General features: G+C 64.7%; 23 protein-coding genes. 12 read left to right on the top strand and 11 right to left on the bottom strand.

Going from position 1 to position 22,021, the window contains the following annotated elements:
• The first annotated feature begins 18 nt into the window (after nt 1-18).
• On the top strand, nt 19-309 hold the full coding sequence (locus ATE70_RS12080; protein ID WP_156419678.1) for a hypothetical protein: 291 nt from the start codon (nt 19-21) through the stop codon (nt 307-309).
• A 146-nt stretch (nt 310-455) separates the two neighbouring features.
• Entirely contained in the window at nt 456-680 is a 225-nt protein-coding gene (locus ATE70_RS12085; protein WP_058538133.1) for a hypothetical protein, read from the top strand.
• 9 nt (nt 681-689) lie between these two features.
• On the opposite strand, the gene ATE70_RS12090 is transcribed toward ATE70_RS12085, so the two are convergent.
• Entirely contained in the window at nt 690-1,004 is a 315-nt protein-coding gene (locus ATE70_RS12090; RefSeq protein WP_058538134.1) for a chorismate mutase, read from the bottom strand.
• A 213-nt stretch (nt 1,005-1,217) separates the two neighbouring features.
• Between ATE70_RS12090 and rpsD the strand changes: the two genes are divergently transcribed.
• Nucleotides 1,218-1,829 (top strand): 30S ribosomal protein S4, encoded by a 612-nt coding sequence (gene rpsD / locus ATE70_RS12095; RefSeq protein WP_037510385.1) that lies wholly within the window; start codon nt 1,218-1,220, stop codon nt 1,827-1,829.
• A gap of 57 nt (nt 1,830-1,886) precedes the next feature.
• Here the strand turns inward: rpsD and ATE70_RS12100 are convergent, their stop codons facing one another.
• The gene (locus ATE70_RS12100; protein ID WP_231740070.1) at nt 1,887-3,779 is read right to left on the bottom strand and encodes an alpha/beta hydrolase family protein; all 1,893 of its coding nucleotides are present in this window, start codon (nt 3,777-3,779) and stop codon (nt 1,887-1,889) included.
• Nucleotides 3,780-4,059: 280 nt separating this feature from the next.
• On the opposite strand from ATE70_RS12100, the gene ATE70_RS12105 reads away from it, so the two are divergent.
• From ATE70_RS12105 to ATE70_RS12120, 4 genes are read left to right on the top strand one after another with little or no spacing between them, the layout of a single operon-like run.
• On the top strand, nt 4,060-5,742 hold the full coding sequence (locus ATE70_RS12105; protein ID WP_058538135.1) for a M28 family metallopeptidase: 1,683 nt from the start codon (nt 4,060-4,062) through the stop codon (nt 5,740-5,742).
• A gap of 19 nt (nt 5,743-5,761) precedes the next feature.
• Nucleotides 5,762-6,745 carry an agmatine deiminase family protein gene (locus ATE70_RS12110; RefSeq protein WP_058538136.1) on the top strand — a complete coding sequence of 328 codons (984 nt, stop codon included), beginning with the start codon at nt 5,762-5,764 and terminating at the stop codon, nt 6,743-6,745.
• Nucleotides 6,746-6,803: 58 nt separating this feature from the next.
• Nucleotides 6,804-7,655 carry an N-carbamoylputrescine amidase gene (gene aguB, locus ATE70_RS12115; RefSeq protein WP_058538137.1) on the top strand — a complete coding sequence of 284 codons (852 nt, stop codon included), beginning with the start codon at nt 6,804-6,806 and terminating at the stop codon, nt 7,653-7,655.
• A gap of 22 nt (nt 7,656-7,677) precedes the next feature.
• Nucleotides 7,678-8,319, top strand: a complete 642-nt coding sequence (locus ATE70_RS12120) for an FABP family protein (protein ID WP_058538138.1) — start codon at nt 7,678-7,680, stop codon at nt 8,317-8,319.
• Between the two features lie 15 nt (nt 8,320-8,334).
• Here the strand turns inward: ATE70_RS12120 and ATE70_RS12125 are convergent, their stop codons facing one another.
• Nucleotides 8,335-8,955 carry a PilZ domain-containing protein gene (locus ATE70_RS12125; RefSeq protein WP_058538139.1) on the bottom strand — a complete coding sequence of 207 codons (621 nt, stop codon included), beginning with the start codon at nt 8,953-8,955 and terminating at the stop codon, nt 8,335-8,337.
• 588 nt (nt 8,956-9,543) lie between these two features.
• Between ATE70_RS12125 and ATE70_RS12130 the strand changes: the two genes are divergently transcribed.
• The 5 genes from ATE70_RS12130 (at nt 9,544) to ATE70_RS12150 (ending at nt 14,480) form a co-directional block, all read left to right on the top strand.
• A complete protein-coding gene (locus ATE70_RS12130) occupies nt 9,544-10,521 on the top strand; it encodes a TauD/TfdA dioxygenase family protein (protein WP_331458518.1) in 978 nt (325 codons plus the stop codon).
• Nucleotides 10,522-10,535: 14 nt separating this feature from the next.
• Nucleotides 10,536-11,519: an aliphatic sulfonate ABC transporter substrate-binding protein gene (locus ATE70_RS12135; protein WP_058538140.1), complete on the top strand. Its 984-nt coding sequence runs from the start codon at nt 10,536-10,538 to the stop codon at nt 11,517-11,519.
• Nucleotides 11,516-12,361, top strand: coding sequence for an ABC transporter permease (locus tag ATE70_RS12140; RefSeq protein WP_058538141.1), 846 nt, complete (start codon nt 11,516-11,518; stop codon nt 12,359-12,361). The genes ATE70_RS12135 and ATE70_RS12140 overlap by 4 nt, the downstream gene beginning before the upstream one ends.
• 11 nt (nt 12,362-12,372) lie before the next feature.
• On the top strand, nt 12,373-13,143 hold the full coding sequence (locus ATE70_RS12145) for an ABC transporter ATP-binding protein (RefSeq protein WP_058538142.1): 771 nt from the start codon (nt 12,373-12,375) through the stop codon (nt 13,141-13,143).
• Between the two features lie 80 nt (nt 13,144-13,223).
• The gene (locus ATE70_RS12150) at nt 13,224-14,480 is read left to right on the top strand and encodes a dicarboxylate/amino acid:cation symporter (protein ID WP_058538143.1); all 1,257 of its coding nucleotides are present in this window, start codon (nt 13,224-13,226) and stop codon (nt 14,478-14,480) included.
• On the opposite strand, the gene ATE70_RS12155 is transcribed toward ATE70_RS12150, so the two are convergent.
• The 8 genes from ATE70_RS12155 to phhA are packed head-to-tail and all read right to left on the bottom strand — an operon-like array spanning nt 14,474 to nt 21,949.
• A complete protein-coding gene (locus ATE70_RS12155; protein ID WP_058538144.1) occupies nt 14,474-15,226 on the bottom strand; it encodes a maleate cis-trans isomerase family protein in 753 nt (250 codons plus the stop codon). The genes ATE70_RS12150 and ATE70_RS12155 overlap by 7 nt on opposite strands.
• Nucleotides 15,227-15,236: 10 nt before the next feature.
• Nucleotides 15,237-16,145 (bottom strand): fumarylacetoacetate hydrolase family protein, encoded by a 909-nt coding sequence (locus tag ATE70_RS12160; RefSeq protein ID WP_058538241.1) that lies wholly within the window; start codon nt 16,143-16,145, stop codon nt 15,237-15,239.
• Between the two features lie 22 nt (nt 16,146-16,167).
• The gene (locus tag ATE70_RS12165; RefSeq protein ID WP_231732632.1) at nt 16,168-17,304 is read right to left on the bottom strand and encodes a cupin domain-containing protein; all 1,137 of its coding nucleotides are present in this window, start codon (nt 17,302-17,304) and stop codon (nt 16,168-16,170) included.
• Nucleotides 17,301-18,314 (bottom strand): carbon-nitrogen hydrolase family protein, encoded by a 1,014-nt coding sequence (locus ATE70_RS12170; protein WP_058538146.1) that lies wholly within the window; start codon nt 18,312-18,314, stop codon nt 17,301-17,303. Before ATE70_RS12170 ends, ATE70_RS12165 begins: the two co-directional genes overlap by 4 nt.
• Nucleotides 18,311-19,552, bottom strand: coding sequence for a kynureninase (gene kynU, locus ATE70_RS12175; RefSeq protein WP_058538147.1), 1,242 nt, complete (start codon nt 19,550-19,552; stop codon nt 18,311-18,313). Before kynU ends, ATE70_RS12170 begins: the two co-directional genes overlap by 4 nt.
• Nucleotides 19,549-20,178: an arylformamidase gene (gene kynB, locus ATE70_RS12180; RefSeq protein ID WP_058538148.1), complete on the bottom strand. Its 630-nt coding sequence runs from the start codon at nt 20,176-20,178 to the stop codon at nt 19,549-19,551. Before kynB ends, kynU begins: the two co-directional genes overlap by 4 nt.
• Nucleotides 20,175-21,080, bottom strand: a complete 906-nt coding sequence (locus tag ATE70_RS12185; RefSeq protein ID WP_058538149.1) for a tryptophan 2,3-dioxygenase — start codon at nt 21,078-21,080, stop codon at nt 20,175-20,177. Before ATE70_RS12185 ends, kynB begins: the two co-directional genes overlap by 4 nt.
• Entirely contained in the window at nt 21,077-21,949 is an 873-nt protein-coding gene (gene phhA / locus ATE70_RS12190) for a phenylalanine 4-monooxygenase (protein ID WP_058538150.1), read from the bottom strand. Before phhA ends, ATE70_RS12185 begins: the two co-directional genes overlap by 4 nt.
• Nucleotides 21,950-22,021: the final 72 nt, after the last annotated feature.

Consider the following 22,021-nt stretch of genomic DNA (forward strand, 5'->3'; position numbering starts at 1 on the left):
CGATATTTGGCATGCTGCATGTCAAATCATCGCTCACCTTGCCGTGACGACCCGGTGACAATCCCCCAGGAGTTTGATTTCATGATAAGCCTACTGCTTTCGCTCGCCCTCGCGGCGGCCGGAACCGACGCGGCGAACACCCAGCCGGCGACCGAAACAGCTGCCAAACCCGAAAAAGCCAAGCCGAAGCTGATTTGCCGCCGCCTGGCCGACACTGGCAGCCGCCTGCCCGAACGCGAATGCCGCACGCAGGAAGACTGGGATCGCCAGGCCGACAGCATCAGCAAAAGGCTGCACAACGAGAAATAAATGCCGTTGGCTGGACTTCCGGGGCGCCGGTCGAACGGATGTTCGACGATCATGTCAAGACGAGGAGGGTGCGATTTCGACAACCTCTTGGCTAATGCAGGAAATATCCCTAGGAAGCCACACCCCTCCAAGGAGCGAATATTGTTATGATCTCTGCGATACTTTCCCTGGCCCTTGCAGCAACGTCGCCGACCGTCGCTGCGGATTCGCCTGCAAAGCCAGCCAAGCCCAAGAAGGTTTGCGAAAAGGTCGAAGTCACCGGCAGCACGGTGCCAAAGCGCGTATGCCGCACGGTTGCCGAACCGGCAAAGCCGAAAGACGAAGCGGCGCAGGCCGTCGTCGCGCAGCCCGCGGGCGGCAGCACCAACTAAGCCCGGACGTCAGCTATCGGCGCGCAGGCGGTCCCACCGGGTCGCCTCATAGGCGATCGATTGTTCGACCAGCTCGTTCCACACGGCGCGCAGTCGCTCGGGTTCCAGCCCGGCGGCTTCGGCTTCGCGCGCGACATTGTCGAGCACCTGGGCCTTGCGGGCTTCGTCGCGAACGCTGCCGCGGTCGGTCTTGATGCGCGCCGCAGCGTCCATATAGCCGAAACGGCGAACGAGCAGCGCGACGAGCGCGCGATCGACCTGGTCGACCCCGGCGCGGACATCGGTCATGGTTTCGCACTGTTCGGGAAGTTTGGCGGACGTCATGCGCGCTGCCTTTAGCGGCTTTTTCGACGCTGTCGAGGCATGCGTCCGACTTGCGCCGCAACGCTTGACTTTGCCGCCCTCGCCGTCTAACCGCGCGCCTTCGCAATGGACCCCGCACCCCGGTGAAGCGGCGGTCGCATATGGCATCTGTCCATATGGTGCGACCCGGGAAGCGCCGAAATCCTTCGGCACACAGCATATTGGAGACGACAAATGTCGAAGCGCCAGAGCGCCAAGTATAAACTCGACCGCCGGATGGGTGAAAACATCTGGGGTCGCCCGAAGAGCCCGGTCAACCGCCGCGAATATGGCCCCGGCCAGCACGGTCAGCGCCGCAAGGGCAAGATGTCGGACTTCGGCATCCAGCTCCGCGCGAAGCAGAAGCTGAAGGGCTATTACGGCGACATCACCGAGAAGCAGTTCAAGAAGAACTATTTCGAAGCGTCGCGCATGAAGGGCGACACCGGCCAGAACCTGATCGGCCTGCTCGAGCGCCGCCTCGACGCGGTCGTCTACCGCTCGAAGTTCACGCCGACGATCTTCTCGGCGCGCCAGCTCGTCAGCCACGGCCACGTCTATGTGAACGGCGTGAAGTGCAACGTCGCCAGCCGCCTCGTGAAGCCGGGCGACGAAGTCACCCTCGGCAAGAAGGCGCAGGAAATGGCGCTGGTCGCCGAAGCGCAGAGCCTGCCCGAGCGCGACCTGCCCGAATATCTGTCGGTTGACGGCACCAAGTCGACCTACGTCCGCGTCCCGACGCTCGACGAAGTGCCCTATCCGGTGAAGATGGAACCGAACCTGGTCGTCGAATTCTATTCGCGCTGATCGAGTTCGCTATCGAATTCAAAGGGGCGGTCCGGCAACGGGCCGCCCCTTTTCGTTTCAGTGCGGCAGAAAGGCCGAAATCTTGCGGAGCATGTCGGCGCGCGCCTCCCCTGTTTCCAGGCCGTGGCCCAGTTCGGGATATTCCACCAGCTCGACCCGCTTGCCCTTCGCCGTCAGTTCGCGTTTCATCGTCCGTGCCTGCGCGACGCGGACATTCTGGTCAAAGGTGCCGTGGAACATCAGCACCGGTGCCTTGATTGCCCCGGCATTCTGCGCCGGCGATCCTTCGCGAATATGTGGACCGGTGCCGATAAACCGCGCGTTGATCGCACCGCCGCCGGTATCCCCCTCTTCGGTGCGCAATTGCTCCAGGTCGGTGACAGGGGCGATGGCGACGATCGCTCGGAACAGATCGGGCGCGACGACACCCGACTGCAAAGCGGCATAACCACCATAGGACCAGCCCACGATCGACAATTTCGCAGGATCAGCCCCCTGCCCGGAAACCAGCCAGCGCCCCCCGTCGGTAACATCGCCCATCGCAGTCTTCCACGATTTGAACCCGTTCTTCTGATACCATTCGTCGCCATAGCCCGACGATCCGCGGAAATTGGGCTGGAGCACTGCAAAGCCTGCCTGCGCGAAATATTGTGCCAGCCAGTCGAAACCCCACTCGTCGCGCGCCGACGGGCCGCCGTGCGGCATCACGATGGCGGGCAATCCCTTGGCGTCATTGCGTCCTGGCGGAAGGGTCAGATAGGCGGGCACCATAGCCCCGTCGGCGGCGGGATAGGTGACCGGACGAACGGGCGACAGCGTCATTTCGGCCAGCGCGTCACGCTCGCCCAGCAACGGGCGCAGTTCCTTCGCCTTCGGATCGAACAGGAAATATTGGCCGGGGTCGACGTCCGAACTGGTCCGGACCAGATAGCGGCTTTCGTCGGCCGATGCATCGGCGATCATGATCTGCTTGCCACCCAGCACCTTTGAAAGCGCCGCCGTCATTTTGGCGAGCGCCGGATCCGTGAGCACCGAAACACGACGGTCGGTGGCATAGGAAACCCCGACGATACGGCCGTTGCGACCGACACGAACGATATTGTCGATATCGACTTCGGGATGTTTGAAAACGGTCGTGACGGCGCCGCTGCCGTCCAGCGCCATGGCGACAACGGCCTTGCGCCCCTCGACCGATTGCAGCCCGTAGACGCGGTCGGTGGCGGGATCGATCGCCAACGGGTTAAAGCCTTGCTCGCTCGCAATGTCATAAATGGACAGAGGCTTCCAGACGCTGTCGCCCTTTCCTCGGTAGAGGAAGCGAATGGTCGGGTCCATTTGGCCGCTATTTTGCGAATAGCCCTGCGTCGCCATCACGCGGACCTGCCCGTGGCCATCCGACAGATAATAGATCGCGTCGCGGTTCGGCGCTTCGACGCGCTTGCTTGTTCCGTTCGCGGCATCAACGCGATCGACGCCCAATCCCTCGCTCCGGCCGGCGATGAATGTGCCCGTATTGTTTTCGGGAACATAGGTTCGCGTCATCAGCAGCGACCCGTTTTCCGACGCCGACCAGTCCAGAACACTGCCGCCGCGAAAATCGGCATAGAGCGATCGCGCGCTGCGCCGGTTGCTGAGGGATTTGAGATTCCCGCCCGCCGCATCGATCGCAATGAGGTTGCTGGCGGCGACAATCTCACCCGCCAGCTTGTCACGTTGATATGTCTGGCACGCGAGCCGCGCGTTCGTCACCCAGCCGCACCAGCTCAGAAACCCATCTTCGCCACTGCTCGACAAGATCTGTTTGGGGGTCGCCCCTTCGGTCGCATCGACGACAAACAGGCGACGCATCAACTTTTCGCCATTTTCGATGAAAGCGATCCGCGTGCCGTCGGGCGACAGGCTGACATCCCGGATCGATTCGAGCGCACCGAAACGCGCCGCATTGTCCACAGCCCCCTGCGCAACCGCGCCGGAAAATGCAGGCACAGCCGCGACCAGTGCACAAAGTGGAAGCGCACCGCGCCTCATCATATCAAGTTTCAACAAAAGCCCCTCCCGTTGCCCATTTTAGGCGGTCCACGGTGAAGACCATGGCAAATTTTTCAAGCGTCTTTGGTGCCTTGCTGGCAGCTTCGGCCGAAAAATCCGCTGCTCCCGCCCCGCCTTGCATCGCGGCGCCCCGGCTGGCACAAGCCCGCTCGTCGCAAATGAAACTTTCCGAGGAATTTCCATGCTTCGTTTCCCCCGAACGACCGCAGCCGTCGCGGTTCTCCTGACCGTTGCCGCGTGCAACACCTCCGACAAGGCCGCGACGTCGGCCACCGCCATTCCCGACGTCCAGATTCCCGAACTGTCGCTCGCGACGCTTCAGGAAGTGACGAAGGAATTGTCGTCGGACGCCTATGAAGGCCGCGCGCCCGGCACCCCCGGCGAGGAAAAGACCGTCGCCTATATCATCAAGAAGTACGAGGAAGCGGGGCTGAAGCCCGGCAACAACGGCAAGTGGACGCAGGACGTGCCGCTGGTCGAAATCACCGCGAAGAATGCGACCCCGCTGACCTTCACCGGCGGCAAGACGCCGGTCACCGCGCAATATGCAAAGGACTATGTCGCGTTCAGCTATCGCGTCCAGCCCAAGACCGCGGTCAAGGACAGCGACGTCGTCTTCGTCGGTTACGGCATCAACGCCCCCGAAAAGGGCTGGAACGACTATGCCGGGCTCGACGTGAAGGGGAAGACCGTCGTCGTCCTCGTCAACGACCCCGACTGGCAGACCAAGGAAGCCAAGGGCGAATTCAACGGCCGCGCAATGACCTATTACGGACGCTGGTCGTACAAATATGAGGAAGCCGCGCGCCAGGGCGCCGCGGCGGTGCTGATCGTCCACGACACCGAGCCCGCCGCTTACGGCTGGAACGTCGTCGAATCGAGCAACACCGGCGCGAATTACCTTGCTGAAACCAAGGACGGCGGGGCGAAGGAAACGCTCGCCAACGGCTGGATCCAGCTTCCGAAGGCAAAGGAACTCTTCGCGAGCGCCGGACAGGATTTCGACAAGCTGCGCGCCGACGCGGGCAAGAAGGGCTTCAAGCCCGTCGCGCTGACCGGCGTGAAGGCGAACTTCAGCTTTGACAACGCCATTTCGAAGAAGATGTCGCGCAACGTCATCGGCGTGCTGCCGGGCGCCAAGCGTCCCGACGAATATGTGCTCTACACCGGCCATTGGGATCACCTCGGCCGCTGCACACCCGTTGCCGGCGACGACATCTGCAACGGCGCGGTCGACAATGCGAGCGGCATCGCGGGTCTCGTGACGCTGGCGCAGGCGTTCCACAAGGCGGGCGCCCCCGATCGCAGCATCGTATTCCTGTCGGTCACCGGCGAGGAATCGGGCCTGCTCGGTTCGAAATATTACGCCGAAAACCCGGTCTTCCCGCTCGCGCAGACCGTCGGCGGCGTGAACATGGACGCATTGAACGCGATCGGCCCGGCGAAGGATATCGTTGTCGTCGGCCGCGGCAAGTCCGAGCTCGATGCCTATGTCGCCAAACTCGCCCAGATGGAAAAGCGCGTGATCAAGGACGAACCGACCCCCGAGAAGGGCTTCTATTATCGTTCGGATCACTTCAGCTTCGCCAAGCTCGGCGTGCCGATGTTCAACTTCGGCAGCGGCGACGACCTGGTCGAGGGCGGCGTCGATGCCGGCAAGAAGGCGGCGGAAGATTATGAAAAGAACCGCTACCACGCGCCGGGCGACGAATATGAGGCGATCACCAACTGGGGCGGCATGATGTCCGACCTGCGCCTCTATTACGCCGCGGGCCGCATGCTCGCGATGACCGACGCATGGCCGAACTGGAACGAGGGCGACGAATTCCGCGCCGCCCGCGACAAGTCGCGTCCCGCAAAGTAAGCGGAAAGAGCGCGCGCCCATGACGCTGAAAATGCCTGCCGAATGGGCGCCGCACGACGCCGTCTGGATCGGTTTCCCGCACCTCGCCGAAGAGTGGGCGGGCGCGATCGACGAGGGACGGCGCGACGTCGCCGCCTTCGCCAACGCCGTCCATGACGGCGGCCGCGGCGAAGAGGTGCGGCTGGTGGTCAACGACGCGCGGCAGGCGGATATCGCCGCCGCGCTCGTCGATCCGGGCGTGCGCATCCTGATCCATCCGCTCGGCGATATCTGGCTGCGCGATACCGGGCCGATCATCGCCGGCACCGGCACAGCCCGCCGCGCGCGCAATTTCGAATTCAACTGGTGGGGCGAGAAGTTCGTCATGCCCGGCGATCAGGAAATCGGCGCCGCGCTCGCCGCCGGATCGGGCCTGCCAGTCGACGATCAGGACTGGGTGCTCGAGGGCGGCGGCATCGACGTCGATGGCACGGGCCTCTGCGTCACGACCGAAGAGTGCCTGCTCAACACCAACCGCAACCCGACGCTGACGCGCGAGGATATCGCGGTGCGGCTCCACCAGTCGCTCGGCATCGACCGGCTGCTGTGGCTCGGCAACGGCTTGGTCGGCGATCACACCGACGGCCATGTCGACAATCTGGCGCGCTTCGTCGGCGAAGGGCGGCTCGCGCTGCCCGTCGCGGCGGGCGCGGACGACCCCAACGCGCATATCTATGCCGATGCCCGCGCGCGCACCACGGCGTTCGGCGGGGTCGAGATCGTCGACCTGCCCTCGCCCGGCCGCATCGAGATCGATGGCGAGGTCGCGGCGGCGAGCTATATGAACTTCTACATCGGCAATAGCGTCGTCGTGGTGCCGACCTATGGCGTCGCCAATGACGTCGCAGCGGTCGACACCCTCGCCGCGCTCTTCCCCGACCGCCGCGCGGTCGGCGTGCCCGCGCGCGGGATCATCGTCGGCGGCGGCAGCTTCCATTGCTCGAGCCAGCAGCTTCCGGCCTAGCATCGGGCGCGAAGCCGCCTATATTCCGGCTCGATTCGAGCCATCACGGACCCCGCCCATGACCCGCACCATCACCGTCGCCGCGCTGCAGCTTCCCCTGCCCGGCCCCGTCCAGCCCAATATCGACGCCGTCACCGCGCTCGTCGAGAAAGCGGCGGCGAAAGGCGCGCAGGTGATTTTGCCCCCCGAGCTCTTCGAAGGCCCCTATTTCTGCCAGGTCGAGGATGAGGAATTGTTCGCATCGGCGCGCCCGACCGCCGAGCATCCGAGCGTGGTGGCGATGCAGGCGCTCGCCGCGAAGCTGAAGGTCGCGATCCCGACGAGCTATTTCGAGAAGGACGGGCCGCATTATTACAATACGCTCGCGATGATCGGTCCCGATGGTGCGATCATGGGGACGTACCGCAAGAGCCACATTCCCGACGGCCCCGGCTATGAAGAGAAATATTATTTTCGCCCCGGCAACACCGGCTTCAAGGTCTGGGACGTGTTCGGCACGCGGATCGGCGTCGGCGTCTGCTGGGACCAATGGTATCCCGAATGCGCGCGCGCGATGGCGCTGATGGGCGCCGAGCTGCTTTTCTACCCGACCGCGATCGGCAGCGAACCCTATGACGCCGATCTCGACACCAGCCGCATGTGGCGCCGCGCGATGCAGGGGCATAGCGTGTCGAACTGCATGCCGGTGATCGCGTCGAACCGCATCGGGACCGAGGGCGACGCCAATTTCTATGGCCACAGCTTTATCAGCGACGAATGGGGCGATCTTCGCCAAGAATATGGCGCCAGCGAAACCGGCGTGCTGATCGAGACGATCGACCTCGACCGCGCAGCGAAGCATCGCGCCGGCATGGGCTTTTTCCGCGACCGCAGGCCGCAGCTTTACGGGCGGCTCGTCGAGGACATCTGACAAGATAGCGCGGGGGCGAAACATGGAATTACCCGACGACATTTTTACCGAGCCCGGGGACGTCGATCCCGAGACGCTCGCCAATCTCGGCCCGCTGCGCCGTCTTGCGGGGATATGGGAGGGACAGCGAGGGGTCGACATCAACCCCAAGGCCGACGGCCCCGAGACGCGCCAATATTATGAGCGGATCGAGATGCAGCCGATCGACCCGCAGGCGAACGGGCCGCAGCTATTTTACGGGCTGCGTTACCATTTGCACGTCAACACGCGCGAAGAGGACATCGCCTTCCACGACCAGGTCGGTTACTGGCTGTATGAGGCCGCGACCGGCCTGATCCTGCAGACGCTGGCGATCCCGCGCGGGCAGATCGCGATTGCGGCGGGGCATGCCGAGCCCGATGCGAAGCGGCTGGTGCTGAAAGCGACGCGCGGCCAAACCGACTATGGCATTTGTTCGACGACCTTCCTCGAGCTCGCCTTTCGGACCGACAGCTATCAGATTACGGTGGATTTTCACGATGATGGGTCGTGGAGCTATGTTTCGGACACGACGCTGATCGTCAAAGGCCAGGACGAGCCCTTCCTCCATCGCGACCGCAACACGCTGACGAAGATCGCCGAGCCTGACCTCAACCCCTGGGCAAAGATCACCCGCGGCGGCTAGGTCCGGACCCCAAGGTCAGCTTTCGAAGCGGCGGATGCTTTCGAGGTCGGCGCGGTCGAGCGGCTGCGTCAGCCACAGGCCGCCGCGCCCGGCGCGCGACCAGCGGACGATCGCACGGCGCTTGACCCCGCCCGCGAGTATCAGGTCGAGTTCCTTGCCGACTTCCAGATGGCCGTCGTGGATGAACCCGGCACCATTTTGCGACAAATCGACCAGTTCGATGCTCGTCGTGGTTTCGTCGGTGACCGCCTGCGCCTGCGTGCTCACGGGCAGGCGCGGCTGGCGATAACCGGTGGCGCGCTGTTCGGCCGCCAATTGTTTGAGCACGTCGGCGACATCGACTTCCTTGTCGAACGACACGCCGCACCGGCCCGCGTCGGACCAGACGACTTCGCCGCGGATCACAACCGTATCCGAAAGCGCGATCTCCAGTTTCTCGCCGATCCCGATCGGAACGTCGGCTGCCAGCATCATGCCCTTGTCGGAAATATTGCGCACGCGCCACAAACCCGCATCGCCATTGCGCATCACCTTGGCGATCCGCCAGACCGTGCGATAGCGGTCGCCGCCACGACGATCCGTGTCGGCCGCTTTGTCCTGTTCCTCTACCGGGTCGGAGAGGCGACGGTGGTTCATGTCATCTACCTTATCGAAGCAGCATCGAACGGAAGCATAACTTCCCGTCTATACTGGAAAACTCACAATCCCCACGACACCGCATTACTTGAATTAAGCTTATAATTCAATCGTAGTGCAGATCATAGTTAACGTCACATCGGTCAGAAAATGCGAAAGCGCGCGGCCCGGCTGGTCGTTCGATAGCGAAGCTTTCGTATTTTACACAATTTACGGTGCGAGCGCGCCGGGATTAAGTGCCAAAGTGACCGGTTCGGCAAAGCCATTCGCGCCAGCGCGCCGGGCCGACCCAACCGAGCGATGCTTTGCGGCATGAAAGCGAAACTACGCTTGACGGCGCCAACTCTACCGATCAAGTTGAGTTGCCGGCCTGATCCCGACCGGCGAGGCGTTTTTCCCGGGATCCGCGGCTTTTGACCGGGAAGCAGCTTGCTCCGCGTTACCAACAGCTAAAGCGCGCGATGCTCAGGCGACAGCGCCAGGTATCGTGTTCCCCTCATGCAATGAGGTGATACGATGCACGTCTCCCCACCGCGATAGCGGCCTTCGTCCGAGCCGGACGCCTCTCTGAATCAAACGCACGCCGATTTGGGCGCAGCCGTTTGGCACCCCTTTATCCGGCGCCGCCCGGCGGTCGCCGCTCGCATCGTCGCGCGCTTCGGCGCCGCGACCCCAATCGACGAGGAATTCGACATGACCATCCAGACGCTCGAACATAGCGAAACCGCCACCAAATTCTTCGACATCACCCCGCTGCAACCGAGCCTCGGCGCGCTGATCAGCGGTATCGACCTCGCCCAGCCGCTGGACCGTCCGACCTATGACGCGCTGCGCGCCGCGCTGCTCCGGTACAAGGTGCTGTTTTTCCGCGACCAGAATCTGACGCGCGAGCAGCATATCGCGCTCGGCGCGGCGTTCGGCGACCTTGAGGAGCATCCGGTCTTTTCGCTTCCCGATTATCCGCAGATCCTGCCGCTGATCTCGCAGGAGCTGAGGGGCAAATATCGCCAGTCGACCGACAGCAACTGGCACGCCGACACCACATTCCGCACCGAACCCTCGGCGGCGTCGATCCTGATCCAGCGCGTTTCGCCCTCGCTGGGCGGCGATACAGTGTTCGCCAACGCCGTCGCCGCTTATGAAACGCTCGACGAGGAGACGAAGGCGCGGATCGACGGCCTGACCGCGATCCACGATCCCAGCATCTTCATCCAGTTCCTCGACACCGAAGAGAAGAAGGAGGCGCTGCGCGCCAGCTTCCCGCCGGTCGAGCATCCCGTCGTGCGCATCCACCCCGAGACGGGCGAGAAGGTGCTTTACGTCAATTCGGTGTTCACCCGGCATATCGTCGGGCTGCCCGAGGACGAGAGCAAGGCGCTGCTCGCGCGGCTGTTCGACCAGGTCAAGCGTCCCGAATTCCAGGTGCGGTGGAGCTGGCAGCCCGGATCGATCGCCTTCTGGGACAATCGCGCGACGCAGCATTATGCCGTCCCCGATTATAGCGAGGCACGCCATATGGAGCGCGTGACGATCGTCGGCGACCGCCCCGTCGGCCCGAACGCTTGATCTGAATTCAGCAGATGACACTCCCCCTCTCCCCTTTCCGCACGCTCGTCGCCGGCGCCTTCCTGTCGCTCGCGGCCTGCGGCGGCGCGGTCGACAGCGGCACGACGATCAAGATCGGCGACCAGCTCCACGCGCTCAAATCCTCGCTCGACGTGTCGGGCGAAGGCCAGCCGGCCGATTACAAGATCGAATGGGCGAATTTCGTCGGCGGGCCGCCGATCATTGCGGCGCAGACCGGCGGCTCGCTCGATGTCGGCTGGATGGCCGAAACCCCGCTGATCTTCGCGCAGGCCGCGGGCAGCCCGGTGAAGGTCGTCGCCGTGAGCAAGACGGTGGACGGCGGCGGCTCGCCCTATGCGCTCGTCGTCAAATCCGACTCGCCGATCCGCAGCATCGCCGATCTCAAGGGCAAGTCGGTGTCGTTCATGAAGGGCACGGTGCTCCATTATTTCGTCGCGCGGCTGCTCGACAAGCAGGGGTTGTCGCTGAAGGATATCAAGCCGGTGCAGGCGACCGGCTTTGGCACCGGGCTGCTCGACAAGGGATCGGCCGACGCGATCACGATCGGCGAACCCTATCTGACGCAGGCGCTCGACGCCGGGAAGGTGCGTGTGCTGGCCAGCGGCGCACCGCCGAACACGCCGGGCTTCTTCTATCTGGTGGCGTCCGACAAGGCGCTCGCCGATCCGGTGAAGGCGAAGGCGATCGGCGACCTCGTCGCGCGCGCGGCGCGGGCGACGCGCTGGCAGCGTGAGAATCCCGCCAAGGCCGCGCCGGCGCTCGCCAAACGCTACAATGTCGACGCGGCGATCGCGGAAAAGATCATCACGCGCGCGCCCGCCAGCTATGCGCCGATCAGCGACGCGATCATCGCGGCGCATCAGGACGAGGCCGATCTGTTCTTCAAGGAAGGACTGATCCGCAAAAAGCTCGACGCGTCGCAAATCTTCGACAAGCGCTACGACGATATCGTCGCCGCGCAGGAGGCGGCGAAGTGAATGCGCCGACACCGATTGCCCTCGCGGGCGACCCCGGCCGGCTCGTCCAGCCGGTCGTCCGCAGGGCGGGAACCCGATCCGAACGCTTCTCGTTCGCCCGCCGCGCCACCGGCCCGCTGATCATCGTCGCGCTGTGGGCGGCCTCGACGAGCGCGGGGTGGATCGACCGGTCGATCCTCCCCTCGCCCGCGGGGCTCGTCGCGGGGTGGCAGCAATTGTGGACCGAACAGGCGCTTGCCTCACAGATTGCCACCTCGCTCACCCGCGCGCTCGTCGGCGGCGCGGTCGGCATCGTCTTCGGACTGATCCTCGGCACCATCGCGGGCCTGTCGAAACTCGGCGAGGAAGTGTTCGACGCGTTGCTCCAGATGCTGCGCACCATCCCCTTCCTCGCGCTCGTTCCGCTGTTCATCGTCTGGTTCGGGATCGGCGAGGCGCCGAAGCTGCTGCTCATCGCGCTCGCGACGATGTTCCCGATGTACCTCAACACCTATGCCGGGGTGCGCAACGTCGACCGCAAGGTGATCGAGGCGATGCGCAGCTTCGGGCTTGGCGGGCGCCGCCTGATCCTTGAGGTCGTGCTGCCGCTCGCGCTGCCGCAGATCTTCACCGGGCTGCGCTTCGCGCTCGGCGTCTCGGTGCTCGTGCTGATCGCCGCCGAGCAGATCAACGCCTCGGCCGGGCTCGGCTACCTGCTCAACAGCGCGCAACTGTATCAGCAGGTCGACGTCATCCTCATCTGCATCGCCATCTATGCCGTACTCGGCCTCAGCGCCGACCTGATCGTCCGCACGCTCGAACGGCTGTTCATGCCGTGGCGCGCGGGCATCGCCATCCGATAGGAGACATACCGATGACCGCCGTCCTTTCGATCGATTTCGCCGCCGCCGAGCGCGTCGCCGTCCCTGACTTTTCGCACCGCCCCGTCGCGGTCGAGGTCGGCGATGTCAGCCGCAATTTCACCGGCAACAGCGTCCTCGATAGCCTGAACCTGACGATCCACAGCGGCGAATTCGTCGCGCTGCTCGGCGCGTCGGGCAGCGGCAAGACGACCCTGCTGCGCATCCTCGCGGGGCTCGATGCCCCCGATGGCGGCGAAGCGTGGGTGCCCGCGGCGCGTACCGTCGTGTTTCAGGAACCGCGGCTCGTCCAGTCGAAGAGCGTGTGGAAGAATGTCGTGATCGGCTTGCCCGGCAAGGCCGCGTCGCGTGAGCGTGCCGTCGCGGCGCTCGCCGAGGTCGGGCTCGATCATCGCACCGATGCCTGGCCCGCGACGCTCTCCGGCGGCGAGGCGCAGCGTGCGGCGCTCGCGCGCGCGCTGGTGCGCGAGCCTCGCCTGCTGCTGCTCGACGAGCCTTTCGCGGCGCTCGATGCGCTGACGCGGCTCAAGATGCAGCGGCTGATCGGCGAGCTGTGCCAGGCGCACGGCCCCGCAACGCTGCTCGTCACGCACGATGTCGAGGAAGCGATCCTGCTCGCCGACCGCATCCTTGTGCTGAAAGAAGGGCGGATCGGTTACGACACGCGCGTCCGCCTGCCGCACCCGCGCCGTGCGGGCGGCGAGGAATTCGACGCGCTGCGCGATACGCTGCTCGCCGAGCTGGGCGTGCCGCAGGCGCACTAGCGCCCCGCAATCGAACCACAGCAAAGGCTTTGACCACCCCGGCATGCATCGGCATGCTGGGGTCAGGGGGATTTGGACTCATGGTAATTTCGCGCGCACGGGCCTGGGCCACGCGCATGCCCGGATCGGGCTGGATGATCGTCGCGCTCGTCGTCGGCTTTACGATCGGCACCTTCATTGCGGCGTCCTCGCCCGTGGTCGAGGCGGCGCAGCTGGTCGGCGGCATCTGGCTCGACGGCCTCCGCATGACGATCGTCCCGCTGATCTTCGCGCTCGTTGCGACCGGCGTCGCCAGCCTCGGCATGGGCGACCATCACGAGGCCGCGCGGCTCGGGCGGCGCCTGCCGCTGGTGCTCATTGGCCTGCTGATCGTTTCGGCGGTGATCGGTGCGCTGATGGTCCCGCCGCTGCTCGGCGCGGTCACCATCGCGCCAGCCGATATCACCGCGCTGCGCAGCCTCTTCCCTGCGCCGCCCGCGCCGGCGGTCCCCGGCGCGGCCGAAACGATGCGCGCGATGATCCCGACCAATGTCGTCGCGTCGGCGGCCGAAGGCGCGGTCCTGCCGCTGGTCATCTTCGCCCTCATACTCGGGCTTGCCGTCGGCAAGATCGACCGCGACCGTGCCGAGGCGGTGATCCAGCCGCTGCGCGGGCTCGCCGACGCGATGATCGTCGTCGTCGGCTGGGTGCTCCGCGTCGCGCCCGTCGGCATCTTCGCGCTCGCGCTGGCGATCGGCGCGACCGTCGGCACCGCCGTCCTCGCGATCCTCGCCCAATATCTCGCGATCTCGATTGCCGTGACGCTGGTGCTGATCGTCCTCGGCTATGCCATTGCGCGTTTCGCCGGGGGCATCCCGCTCGGGCGCTTTGCCCGCGCCATGGCGCCGGCACAGGCCATCGCGGCGAGCACCCAATCGTCGATCGCGACGCTGCCCGCGATGATGGTGAGCGCCGACCGCATCGGCATCGAGGAACGCAACGCCGCCGCGATCCTGCCGATGGCGGTCGCGACCTTCAAGATCACCGCACCGTCGAACACGGTGATGATGGCGCTGGCGCTCGCGTGGATGGCGGGGGTCGAAGTCTCGCCGCTGCAGCTCGGGGTGGCCTTGCCGCTCGCGGTCCTGTCGTCGCTGGCGATCCTCGGCATGCCGGGACAGATCAGCTTTTACGCGTCGGTGGCGCCGACCGCGATCGCAATTGGCGCGCCGATCGAACTGCTGCCGATATTGCTCGCGATCGACGTCATTCCCGACATGGTCCGCACGGTCGCCAATGTGACGCACGATGTCGCCGCGGCGGCAGCGATCGCACCGCCCGCCTCAATCGATCAGTAGCGGCCGGACAGCAGCGCCCCGGCACCTGGGACTTCGGTCGGCAGCCCCAGGCGTGTCAGCATCTGGTGCGCAGTGCAGATCGCCGCCGACACCACGGGCAAGCCGATCGTATCCTCGATTGTCTGCACCGACGGCAGTGACGGCATCTGGACGCACGCCGACAGCACGAGCGCGTCGATGCCGGTGAGGTCGAGCTTTTTGTAATGCTCGAGCAGGTTCGCCGGATCCTGCGCCGCGACCTCCAGATTGTCCGGGATTTCAAGGGCAAGCCAGTCGCTTACCTCGATATCTTCATTCTGAATGTAGGAAACGACCATCTGCGTCAGCGGCTTCATATACGGCGCGACGAGCGCGATGCGCTTCGCCTTCAGCGCCGCCAGCCCCTCGACCAGCGCACCGGCGCTGGTGACGACAGGTGCAGCGCGGCCATTCTCGACCGTCCGCTGGTGCAGCCGCGCCTCGGACACGCGATGATAACCTTCGCCCATGCTCATGATCGCGACGAGGCAGGCATAGCCGAGCACGTCGACCGCGGCGTCGGACAGCTCGAGCGCGCAGCGGTCGGAATCGGCGTCCATCGCCGCGAGTTCTTCCTTCGTCACCTTCTTCATCCGCATCCGCGACGAGTGGAAGGTGAAGCGTTCGGGTGCGATGCCCTCGCGCGCGCGAAGCAGCGCCGGGATCTCGGTCTCCATCGTGACGTTCGAGCTCGGCACGATCTGCCCGATGCGGATGGGGCGTGTCATCTTGGACGCCTCAGACCGCGATGATCGGGTTGCGCAGCGTGCCGACGCCCTCGACGGTGCATTCGACGACGTCGCCCGGCCACATGAACTCTTGCGGCGTCCGCCCCGCACCGACCCCCGCGGGGGTGCCCGTCGCGATGATGTCGCCGGGTTCGAGCGTCATCACGCTCGAAATATCGGCGATCAACTGGTTGATATTGAACAACATGAAGCGCGTGTTGCTGTTCTGCTTTTCGACCCCGTTCACATGGGTCAGAATATTGAGATTATGCGGATCGCCGATTTCGTCGGCGGTGACGATGCACGGCCCCATCGGCGCAAAGCTGTCCTGCCCCTTCGAGACGATCCATTGCCCCGCGCGGCGGCAATCGCGCGCCGACACGTCGTTGATCACGGTGTAACCAAATACATGGTTCAACGCGTCGACTTCGGCGACACCGCGCGCGGTGCTGCCGATGATCACCGCGAGTTCGGTTTCCCAGTCGAGTTGCTGCGTCACCTTCGCATTGTGGCGGATCGGATCGTTCCACGCGACGACCGCGGTCGGCGGCTTCGAGAAGATCACCGGCTGCTGCGGCAGCTCGTTCGACGTGTCGAGCGAGCGCGCCGATTCAGCGACATGCTCGGTATAGTTTAGACCGATTCCGAAGATATTTTTGCGCGGGCGCGGGATCGGCGCGAGCAAGGTCACATTGCCCTCGGGAAGCGAGGTGCCGATCAGGTCGGCGGTGGTCGCGGCTGCGACAGCTTCCTGCAGGAAGCGCAGCGCGATCGGCCCCAGATCGATGAAATCGAGCATCGTCGAGGGCAGATCCTGCCCGATTGCATCGCCGAAATATTCGACGTCGATCACGAGGCCGTCGTGGAGAAGGCCGAGCCGCGGTTCGGTCTCGGCCGTGCGATATGTCACGAAGCGCATATTCTGTCCTGTCTGCTGCAAATCAGGCGGGTTGGTGGCCGCCATGTTCGGAATAGGCTTCCTCGATCCGGACGCCGAGCGCCTCCATCACGGGGAAATCGTTGAACGAGAAGAGGAAGGCCTCCTCGGAAGGATCGAGATTGACATGCTCGTGCCACATCCACGCGGGCACGCAGAAAATGTCGTGCGTGCCCCAGTCGAAGCGCTCGCCGCCGATGATCGAATAGCCGCGCCCGCCCGCGACATTATAGACGACATTGCCGGTGTGCCGGTGCGCCTTGCCGCGAAAGCCGGGCTTCAGCATCTGCATATGCGCGCCCATCGTCTGGAGCGCCCAGCCGCCGGTCAGCGGGTTCGAATAGCGTAGCATATGCCCATCGAACGGCGTGCCGTCGGACACTTTCGCGAGGTTCCACAGCGCGTCGCGCGTCGCTTCCCAGCGATAGACCATCACCGGCGAATAGGGCTTGTCCCACGCGCCAATGCCTTCGGGCCGTAGCGACCCGCCGCCATAGCTCAGCGGCAGATCGTCGACCGGAAACGCCGCCGTCTGCGCCGGCTGGTCATAAACCGCGTAGAAATTGGTCTCGAGGCTGTTCATCAGCGGGATGTCGAGGCCGTCCTGCCAGATCGACACCTCGCCCTCCGCGACGACGCCATGGTCGTGCCAGCAGCCGCCGGGCGTTAGCACATAGTCGTTCGCGCCCAAGGTGATGTGGTGTCCGTCGACGACGGTATAGGCGCCCTTGCCCTCCATGATGAAGCGGTGCGCCGAGGCCGTGTGCCGGTGCGCGGGCGTGATTTCGCCGGGACGCATCGCCTGCATCCCGCTGAACAGCCAGCCGCACACCGCGACATTCTCGCGCCCCGCATCGCTGTCGTTGAGCAGGGTCACGACGCGGCGCCCCGCCTCTTCGGGCTTCACCAGATCGAGCGCGCGCAGGCACATGGCGCGCATCTCTTCGTAGCGCCACAGCGTCGGGCGATAGCGCGTTTCGGGCTCCCACGGCTCGATCGCATTCGCGCGTTTCCAGAAGGCGCCGGCATTTCGCGCCGCAAGCTCTTGATAAAAGGCTTCAAGTTCGGGCGTGTCGGTCACGCGCGCGCGCCCGAGCACATCGTCGCGCGGATCGATGATCGTGCTATTGCCTGCCATCATGGCGTCTCCTCGTCGGGATCGACGGCCCGCGGCTCGTCGACAAACAGGGCCGACGCGCGGGGAGTCCGGTCGACCGTCAGGTTGAAGATGTCGAAGCGGTTATAGCCGCCGATGATGTCGTGCATCAGCTTGGGGCGGATGCAGTCGCCCAGGTCGATGTCGGCGTAGACGATGCCTTCGTCGTCGATCAGCGCCTTGCCCACCAGATTGCCGTGCGGGTCGATTACGCCCGAAAAAGCGCTGTTCGGGCGCGACAGCAGGTCACGGTTCTGCGGCCGGTCGGCGCTCATCGCGTCGATGATTTCAGGGCTTATCGCCGAGCAGGCGACGATCGTGAACACCTTGCCCTCGAAGCTGTGCGCGGTCGCGCGGATCTTGATCGCCTCGGCCATATTGTACGACGCCGGCGCGACGGGCAGCGCGATATAATTGGCGACGTGAACCAGCTCGCCCTGCGACAGCAGCGCGAAGCGCGCGAGCGTGTTGGTGTTCTCGCCGCACGCCAGCGTGCCGAGCGGCCCGACCGGCGTGTCGTAGACACGGATCGAGCTGCCATCGCCGCCCGCCCAGGTCAGTTTCTCGGCCCATGTCGGCACGAGCTTGCGGTGCCGCCCGAGCAGCGTCCCGTCGGCGCCGATGATCAGGTTGGTGTTGTAGAGCGTGCCGACGCTCACCGGATCGCGTTCATTGATCCCTATGACGACGGTGCAGCCATGATCGCGTGCAGCGTTGCAAAGCGCCGAAACCTCGGGGCCGTCGATCGACAGCGACGCGCGATACAGCCGCTCGTGCCACTCGGCGCCCTCGATCGGGGTCATCAGCCAGTTCCAATAGGGATAGGCGGAAACGAACACTTCGGGAAAGGCGACAAGCTGCGCACCATTGCCGGCCGCCTCGGCGATCAGCGCGCACGCCTTGTCGACCGTGCGCGCGGTGTCGAGAAAGACGGGCGCGGCCTGCACCGCGGCGACGCGCGACTTGGGCAGGAAAGGCGCGGACACGTCGCTCATGTCACGGCCGCCCGCTGGTGATACTGCGGCTTGTCCCACGCGCGCGTCGCGCAGGCCTTGTCGAGCCGCTCGACCGTTTCGACGATGTCGCGATAGCGCAGGTAAAGCGGCGTCAGCCCGAAGCGCAGGATGTCGGGCGCGCGGAAATCGGCGATCACGTCATATTCCTTGAGCGCCTGCACGATCTGGTAGCCCTGCGGGTGCGCATAGGCGACCTGGCTGCCTCGCTCGGCGTGGCCCTGCGTGCTCACCAGTTCGAAGCCGTATGCGTCGCACAAAGGTTGCATCTGTTCGATGAACAGGTCGCCGAGCGCGAGCGACTTGCGACGGATTTCTGCCATATCGGCTTCGAGGATCAGGTCGACGCCCACCTCGAGTGCCGCAAGGCCAAGCACCGGCGGGGTGCCGCACTGGAAGCGTTCGATCCCCGCCGCGGGATCATAATCCTCCTCGAAGGCGAAGGGCCGCGCGTGGCCGAACCAGCCCGACAGCACCGGCGTGGCGGCATGATGCCGCGCGGCTGCGAACAGATAGGCGGGCGCGCCGGGGCCGCCGTTGAGGAACTTGTATCCGCAACCGATCGCGAAATCGGCGTTCGCGCCATTGAGATCGACCGGGATCGCCCCCGCGCTATGGCTCAGATCCCATACGACGAGCGCGCCGACTTCGTGCGCGCGCTTCGTGATCGCCGCCATGTCGCGCACGCGGCCCGACTTATAGTGGACCTGCGTCAGCAGCAGCACCGCGACGTCCTCGTTCAGCGCATCGACGATCGCGTCGGGCGCAACGGTGACCGCCTTGACGCGCCCGCCCGAAAAGGCCTCGATTCCCTGCATCATATAGACGTCGGTCGGGAAGTTCGTGGCTTCCGACAGGATGACAGTCCGTTCACTCCGCAACGAAAGTGCGGCCGTCAACGCTTTGAAGATATTCACCGAAGTCGAATCGGTCGCGACGATTTCGCCGGGGTTGGCACCGATCAACCGGCCGATCTTGTCGCCGATGCGCCGCGGCGCGGTCGACCATTCGGCGCCGAGCCACGAGGTGATCAGCCCTTCGCCCCATTCGTTGCCGACAACCTTGGCGAGCCGGTCGCCGGTCGCCTTCGGCAAGGCACCGAGCGAATTGCCGTCGAGATAGATCAGCCCTTCACGGAGTTGAAAACGGTCGCGAAAAGGCGCCAGCGGATCAGCCGCGTCGAGCGCGGACACATCGGTGGCAAGCATCGTGTCGGTCATGCAATTTCCCTCAGGATGGCGCGCACCGGGCTGGCATCGGCGCCGACGATACGGAGCGGCAGCGCGACGAGTTCGTACCGGCCGGGCGGCACGTCATCGAGCACGAGGCCTTCCAATATCCGCATATCCGCCGCCTTGACCGCCTGATGCGCGTCGAGCGTCTTCGATTGTTCGGGGTCGAGCGACGCCGCGTCGGTGCCGATCAGCCGCACACCGATCTCGCCAAGCCGAGTGATGACATCGCTGGCAATCGCGGTGAAATCGGAGTCCCACTGGTCGTGCGGGAAGTGCTCATAGGTCCGCAGCAGAACGCGTTCGCTGCCTTCGATCGCATCCCAGTCGATATCGGCAATCTCGACGCGTCCGCGTGCGTGGCGCATGTCGAGCAGCACGCAAGGCCCGATATAGGCACCCAGATCGCAGTCGGCCGACGACGCGCCGTCATTGGCGTAGTGCAACGGCGCGTCGCCGTGCGTGCCCGCGTGGAGCGGCGTGAACATGCCGCCGACATTGACCGGGCAGCCATCGCCGATCACCGCATGGCTGTGCAGCGCGAAAGCGGGCTCGCCCGGCCATACCGGCACCGCGGCGTGGAGCGGCTGTGAAATGTCCCAGATCCGGCTCATGCGCCCTTCCCTTCGGCATAGTCGCCACCCTCGCGCGGCGCCGTCATGCGCGTGCGCATCGACCAGAGTTCGGGGAAGAAGCTGAGGTCCAGCGCCTTGACCAGATAATTGACCCCCGACGAACCGCCGGTGCCGGGCTTGTGCCCGATCACGCGCGCGACGGTCTTCATGTGCTTGAAGCGCCATTCCTGGAAATAATATTCGAGCGCGGTGATCTTCTCGGCGAGCGCGTAGAGATCCCAATGCACATCCGGGTCGGTGTAGATCTTGAGCCAGGCGTCCTCGACCGCGTCCGACGCCGCATAAGGCTTGGTCCAGTCGCGTTCGAGAATGTTCGCCGGAATATCAAAACCGCGCCGCGCGAGCAGCCGCAGCAATTCGTCGTAAAGCGACGGCGCCTCGAACGCCGCGCGTAGTCTTTCAGTCGCCCCCGGATCGTCCTTGTGGACGATCATCATATCCTCGCGCTTGTTGCCGAGCAGATATTCAAGCTCGCGATATTGCTGCGACTGGAACCCCGACGCGCGGCGCAGGAAACCGCGGAAGGTCAGGAAATCGTGCGGGGTCAGCGTCGCCAGCACTTCCCAGCTGTTGATCATATGCCGCTGGATCGTCGCGATGCGGTCGAGTCCCTTGCCCGCGATCTCGAGCCGGTCGGCCTTGATCGCGTCGCAAACCAGCCGCCCCTCGTGCAGCACGAGCTTCAGCCACAGCTCCATCGTCTGGTGCATGATGATGAACAGCATCTCGTCGGGCTTATCCGACACGGGCACCTGCGCCGAGAGCAGCTGCGCGGTCTGCAAATGCCGCGCATAGGTCAGGCCATTGTCCCACTGGATCGTCTCGCCGTCGATCTCGGTCTCGAAGATGTCGGTGCCGCCGTCGCGCGTCTGCCTGATCATTGCGATGCCTCTCCGCTCGCCGGCACAGCCGGCAGGTATCCTTCATAGGCGACATCGCCGCGCCAGGCATCCCCGGGTTCGAGCGCGGGTTCGTCAGCGATTTTGCGGTAGATGCTTGCGAAGTCGGTTTCTTCGGTCGCGCGCAACAAATCCTCGAACCCCGCGACGACGAAATAGGTCTGCTGGAATTCGTCGAAATTATACCGCGTGCGCATCACGCGTTCGATATCGAGCCAGATACGTTGCGGTTCGGGCGACGTCAGCGCGGAGAGCGCTTCGGCAAAGCTCGACATGAGGCCGCCGCCGAACGCGCGGAGTTCGCCGTCCTCGACCACGAGGCCGAACTCGACCGTATAGAGCCAAAGCCGACCGAGAAAGTCCGACGCCCCCAGCTTTTCGGCGCGCAGCCCAGCCTGACCATAGGCCACCAGAAAGTCCGAAAAGGCCGGATCGGTGAGCATCGGGATATGGCCGAAAATGTCGTGAAACATATCGGGCTCTTCGCTGTAGGCGATCTGCTCGGGCGGGCGGACGAAGTTGGCGGCGGGAAAGCGCTTGTTCGCGAGATGCTCGAAAAAGGGCTCGTTCGGAATCCAGCCGGGCACCGCGACGACTTCCCAGCCCGACACGGGTTTCAGCAGCGCGTTGAGCTCGGCGAAGTCGGGAACCCCCGGCCTCAGCTTGCGAAGAATGTCGAGGCCATCGAGGAACGATCGGCAGGCATAGCCATCGAGCGCCGCCGCCTGCTGATCGAACAAGCTCCGCCATGTCGCGTGCTGCTCGGCGGTAAAGGCGGCCCAGTTCTGCGGCATCGTCCAATTGGCCGCGACACCTTCGGGCGGTGCGTCGAATATATGTGTCGCGGCCATCGGTCTCTCTCCAAACCTTCGGCGCAAGTGATAGCGCGGGGCCGCGCGAACATTGTGCGGATTTCGCGGCAA

Origin of the sequence: Sphingopyxis sp. H053 (genome assembly GCF_001468225.1) — a bacterium.
Lineage (GTDB): Bacteria > Pseudomonadota > Alphaproteobacteria > Sphingomonadales > Sphingomonadaceae > Sphingopyxis.